This is a genomic window from Streptomyces calidiresistens (assembly GCF_014141525.1).
GTDB lineage: Bacteria > Actinomycetota > Actinomycetes > Streptomycetales > Streptomycetaceae > Streptomyces > Streptomyces calidiresistens.
In genome coordinates this window covers 1-4,359 of sequence record NZ_VKHS01000479.1, presented here as the reverse complement: position 1 = coordinate 4,359, position 4,359 = coordinate 1, and the positions used below count along the sequence as shown (strand labels likewise).

At 74.8% G+C, this 4,359-nt stretch carries 4 protein-coding genes and 1 pseudogene; 1 reads left to right on the top strand and 4 read right to left on the bottom strand.

Annotated elements, in window-relative coordinates; genetic code table 11:
• Positions 1–442, top strand: a pseudogene (locus FOE67_RS18025) (hypothetical protein); the annotation flags it as partial.
• A 39-nt stretch (positions 443–481) separates the two neighbouring features.
• On the opposite strand, the gene FOE67_RS18020 reads toward FOE67_RS18025, so the two are convergent.
• The 4 genes from FOE67_RS18020 to FOE67_RS18005 form a co-directional block, all read right to left on the bottom strand.
• Positions 482–991, bottom strand: coding sequence for a hypothetical protein (locus FOE67_RS18020; RefSeq protein WP_182665537.1), 510 nt, complete (start codon positions 989–991; stop codon positions 482–484).
• Between the two features lie 311 nt (positions 992–1,302).
• A complete protein-coding gene (locus FOE67_RS18015; protein ID WP_438874247.1) occupies positions 1,303–2,298 on the bottom strand; it encodes an ABC transporter substrate-binding protein in 996 nt (331 codons plus the stop codon).
• A gap of 115 nt (positions 2,299–2,413) precedes the next feature.
• Complete coding sequence (locus FOE67_RS18010; RefSeq protein ID WP_194444413.1) at positions 2,414–3,199, bottom strand: ABC transporter ATP-binding protein; 786 nt, start codon at positions 3,197–3,199, stop codon at positions 2,414–2,416.
• Between the two features lie 74 nt (positions 3,200–3,273).
• Positions 3,274–4,359 carry a FecCD family ABC transporter permease gene (locus FOE67_RS18005; RefSeq protein WP_182665533.1) on the bottom strand — a complete coding sequence of 362 codons (1,086 nt, stop codon included), beginning with the start codon at positions 4,357–4,359 and terminating at the stop codon, positions 3,274–3,276.

Below are 4,359 nucleotides of genomic sequence, written 5' to 3'. Positions count from 1 at the left end.
CCCGGGGGGCGACCCCGCCGGGGACACCGGCCCCGCCCCCCGGGACAGCCGCCGGGCGGTCTGGCGGGCCGCCCGGCGCGGCCTGGGCGGCAAGCACGTCGGCGGACCGGTGGAGCTGCTCGCGGTGCTGCTGCTGGTCGGCGGCGGCGTGCTCGGCGAGCTGATCGCCATGGCCGGCGGCTGGCTGCTCGCCTACTGGGCACCCCGGATCGGCCGCACCGAGGCCAAGTGGGCCGTCTTCGGCATGCCCGCCCTGGTCGCGAGCGGCTACCTGGTCTGGCTGTACGGCCGGGTGAACGACCAGTGGGGCGACCCGCTGGAGGCCGAGGCGATGACCGACACCTTCACCGCCAACCTCCCCCTGGTGGTCCGGGCGGCGGCGGTGGCCAGCGCGGCGTTCATCCTCTGGCGCGGCCTGCGCCGCCCCCCGGAGAAGAAGTAGCCGCCTCCGGGTCCGCCGGGAACCGAGGCCGTCACCTCCTCATGCGAGGGCGCCGACGCGTCGGGCGAATGTCCGAACTCCCGGCAGGGTGCGGTCGTACCGCATGAGACCGGCGGCCATGGTCCGGACCGGTGCGCGACGGACCTCCTGCGGCGCAGCCTGCTCGGCGGCCGGCAGCGAGCGGTGGCAGCGGTCGGGTTCGCCCCACTGCTCGAAGGCGCGGGCGACATCGACCCGGTACCGGGCTCGGCGTTCGGCGGTGGGCAGTGCGGCGACATCGACGCGACGCGCGTGTTCGATGGCCTGACCCGCGTCGCCGAGCAGATGGCTGATCGAGATCCGATGGAGGAGAACCCGGGTGGGGCCGAAGACGGTGCCCCGCGCCATCGCGTCCCGACCGAGCTGTCCGGCCGTGGCCTCGGCCTCGGCGATGAGGGCGTGCGCGGTGTGACGGTCACCCTGCTTCGCCGCGGTGTAGGCGGCGGTGGCGTACAAGTTGCCCCGGACCGGGAGCCCTTCGACAGTGGCGCCGTCACGCTCCTCCGCCAAGTGTCCTGCCGCGACGACGGCGACATCGGTGGCTCGCGCGTGGTGTCCCCGCCCGCGCCGGGGGGAGGTGCGGTGACCACCCGGCCGCCCCGGCTGATTCCCGGTGTGCGAGCCCGGGACGAATACCGTCGGCGGGGAGGGGATCGTTTCGGCGATCCACCCCACCCATGCCGTCCTGACCCCGCTCGACGGCGGGCGGACGCGGACCGCGCCGTTCACCGACCTTCGGCGGACCCGGGAGGAGTCGAGCCGTGAGGGTTCGTGACGGGCCGGGTCCCGATCCGGGACGGATCGGGACCCGGGGGTGTCTGTCAGGAGGTCAGGGCCTCCTCGATCTCGCCGAGGATGATCCCCGCCGCCGTGTAGCCGATGCCCTGGAACCACAGCTCGTCCTCGACGGCGAAGACCCGGTTCTCCCGCACCGCGTCCATGCCCTCCCACAGGGCGCCGCCGACCGCCGCCGACTCGCCGCTGTTCTCCGCGGAGCCGTAGGAGGTGTAGAAGATGACGTCGCCGTCGCCGAGGTCGATCTGCTCGGGGCTGATCTCCACGGCGAAGCCGTCGGGGGCCTCGTCCACGATGGCGGGCCGGCCCAGCCCGAGGTCCTCCAGGATGGTGCCGATGTAGTTCTCCCGCCCGTACAGGCGGGTGTCGCCGCCCTCGATGAAGCGGATCACGCTGACCTCGGTGCCGGCGGCCTCCTCGGCGCCGCCGATCGCCTCGACCACCTCCTCGACCCGCGCCTCGTAGTCCTCGACGATCGCGGCGGCCTCCTCCTGCCGGTTCAGCGCCTCGGCGTGCAGCAGGAAGTTCTCCTTCCACGGCCCGCCGGGGTTCTCGCCGAAGACGGTCGGCGCGATCGCGGACAGCTCGTCGTACCGGTCGGCGTCGCGCGCCATGTTCCCGATGATCAGATCGGGCTCCAGCTCGATGACGGCCTCCAGGTTGGGGGCGGCGATGTTGCCGACGTTCTCGACGTCGGTGAGCCGCTCCTCGGGGAGGTAGAACGGGAAGCCGGTGGCGACGTCGGCGCGCACCGAGCCGACGGGGGTGACGCCCAGGGTCAGGGCGGAGTCCAACTCGGCGGTGTCCAGGACGACGACCCGCTGCGGATCCACCGGCACCTCCACCGGGCCCATCGCCGTGTCGATGGTGCGGGTCTCCCCGACCTCGCCGACCTCCCCCTCGGGGGTGGCCGCGTCGTCGGTGGTCCCGTCGTCGTCGGTGCCGCAGGCGGTCAGCAGCAGGGCGCCGGTCAGCAGGGCGGCCCCAGTCGTCAGGGCGCGGGTCGTGCGGCGGGTGCGGATCACGGTGTCGGTCTCTCCTGAGGTCGGTTCCCGGGGTTCGGGGTGGCGGTCATGGGGTGGCACGGGGCGCGCGATCACGGCCGGTCACCGTGGTGGGTGCCCGGTTCGACGGGGTTCACCCGTCCGGCGACCAGGGAGCGGCGGGCACCACCAGCGGGCCGCCGGTCACCGGATCCCTCACCACCACGGCGGCGAGCCCGAAGACGTCCTCCACCAGCGCGGCGGTGACCACCTCGGCCGGCGGACCGCTCGCCACCACCCGGCCGCCGGACATGGCGATCAGGTGGTCGGCGTAGCGGGCGGCCTGGTTCAGGTCGTGCAGGACCATCGCGACCGTGCGGCGCCGGTCGTGGTTCAGGCGCCGGATCACGTCCAGCACCTCCACCTGGTGCGCGATGTCCAGGAAGGTGGTCGGCTCGTCGAGGAGCAGCAGCTCGGTCTCCTGCGCCAGCGCCATGGCGATCCACACCCGCTGCCGCTGGCCGCCGGACAGCTCGTCCACCGGACGGTCGGCGAGATCGGTGACGCCGGTGCGCTCCATCGCCTCGACGACCGCCCGCTCGTCCTCCTCCGACCACTGCCGCCACCAGCGCTGGTGGGGCTGCCGGCCGCGCGAGACGAGGTCGGAGACGGTGATCGCCTCCGGCGCCACGGGCGACTGGGGCAGCAGTCCGATCCGGCGGGCGATCTCCCGGGTGGGGCGCTCGGCCAACTCCACGCCGTCCAGCAGCACCGCGCCCGCGCGGGGGCGCAGCAGCCGGCCGAGGGCGCGCAGGGTGGTGGACTTCCCACAGGCGTTGGGGCCGACGACCGCGGTGACCAGGCCGTCGGGAAGCGTCAGGTCCAGCTCCTCGACCACCGTGCGGTCCTCGTAGGCGAGGGTCAGGCCGCGGGCCACCAGCCGGCCCCCGCCGGGGGAGCGGGTGCCGGGGGAGTCCGCGGTGTCCGGTCCCGGGGCGGGGTGCGGGGAACGGTTCACGCGCGACCTCCGGTGCGTCCGCGGGCGATCAGCCACATCAGGTAGGGGGCGCCGACGGCGGCGGTCAGCACGCCCACCGGCAGCTCGATCGGGTACAGCAGTTGTCGCGCGCCCAGGTCGGCGACCACCACCAGGAGCGCCCCGACCAGCGCGGAGGACAGCAGCGGCAGCTGCGCCGTGCGGGTCAGCCGGCGGGCGATCTGCGGGGAGAGCAGCGCCACGAAGTCCACCGGCCCGGCGGCGCCGGTGGCCACCGCCGCGAGCAGCACCCCGGTGCCCGCCAGCCCGAGCCGCACCCGGCCGAGCCGGGTGCCCAGCCCGATGGCGGTGTCGTCGTCCACGCCCACCGCGCGCTGCGCCCGGGCCGCCCACAGCAGGGCGGGCAGCAGGATGAGCAGGGTGATCGCCAGGGGTCCGGCCTGCTCCCAGCCGCGTCCGTTCAGCGAGCCGGTCATCCACACCGTGGCCTGCTGGGCGACGATCGGCTCGCCCTTGGTGAGGAAGAGCTGCACGACCGAGCGCAGCGCCACCGCCACGCCGATCCCGATCAGCACGAAGCGCGCGGCGTGCAGGCCGCCCCGCCAGGCGAACAGCCACACCAGAGAGGCCGCCAGCAGCCCGCCGAGCACCGACAGGTACGGCAGCACGGAGGCCGAGACCAGGCCGAAGGTCATGGCGCCGACCGTCATCGCCGCCGCGCCGTGGGTGACGCCGATGACGTCCGGGCTGGCCAGCGGGTTGCGGGCCACGGTCTGGATGAGCGCCCCCGCCGCGCCCAGTGCCAGGCCCACCAGCAGGCCGGTGACCAGGCGGGGCAGGCGCAGGGTGCCGATCAGCACCTCGTACCGGGAGGGCTCGCCGAGCACCACCGCCCACACCTCGGCCGGGGGCACGGTCTGCCGGCCGATCGACAGCGCGGCCGTGCACGCGGCGAGCAGCAGCAGCGCCAGCGCGCAGGCCACGGCCGCCGAGCGCAGGTGCACCAGCAGCGAGACCGGGCCGGCGCGCAGCACCGCGTACCCGGCGGGGCGCGGCGGACGGCCGCCCCCGGCGGGTACGCGGTGCTGCTGTCTCTTATACAC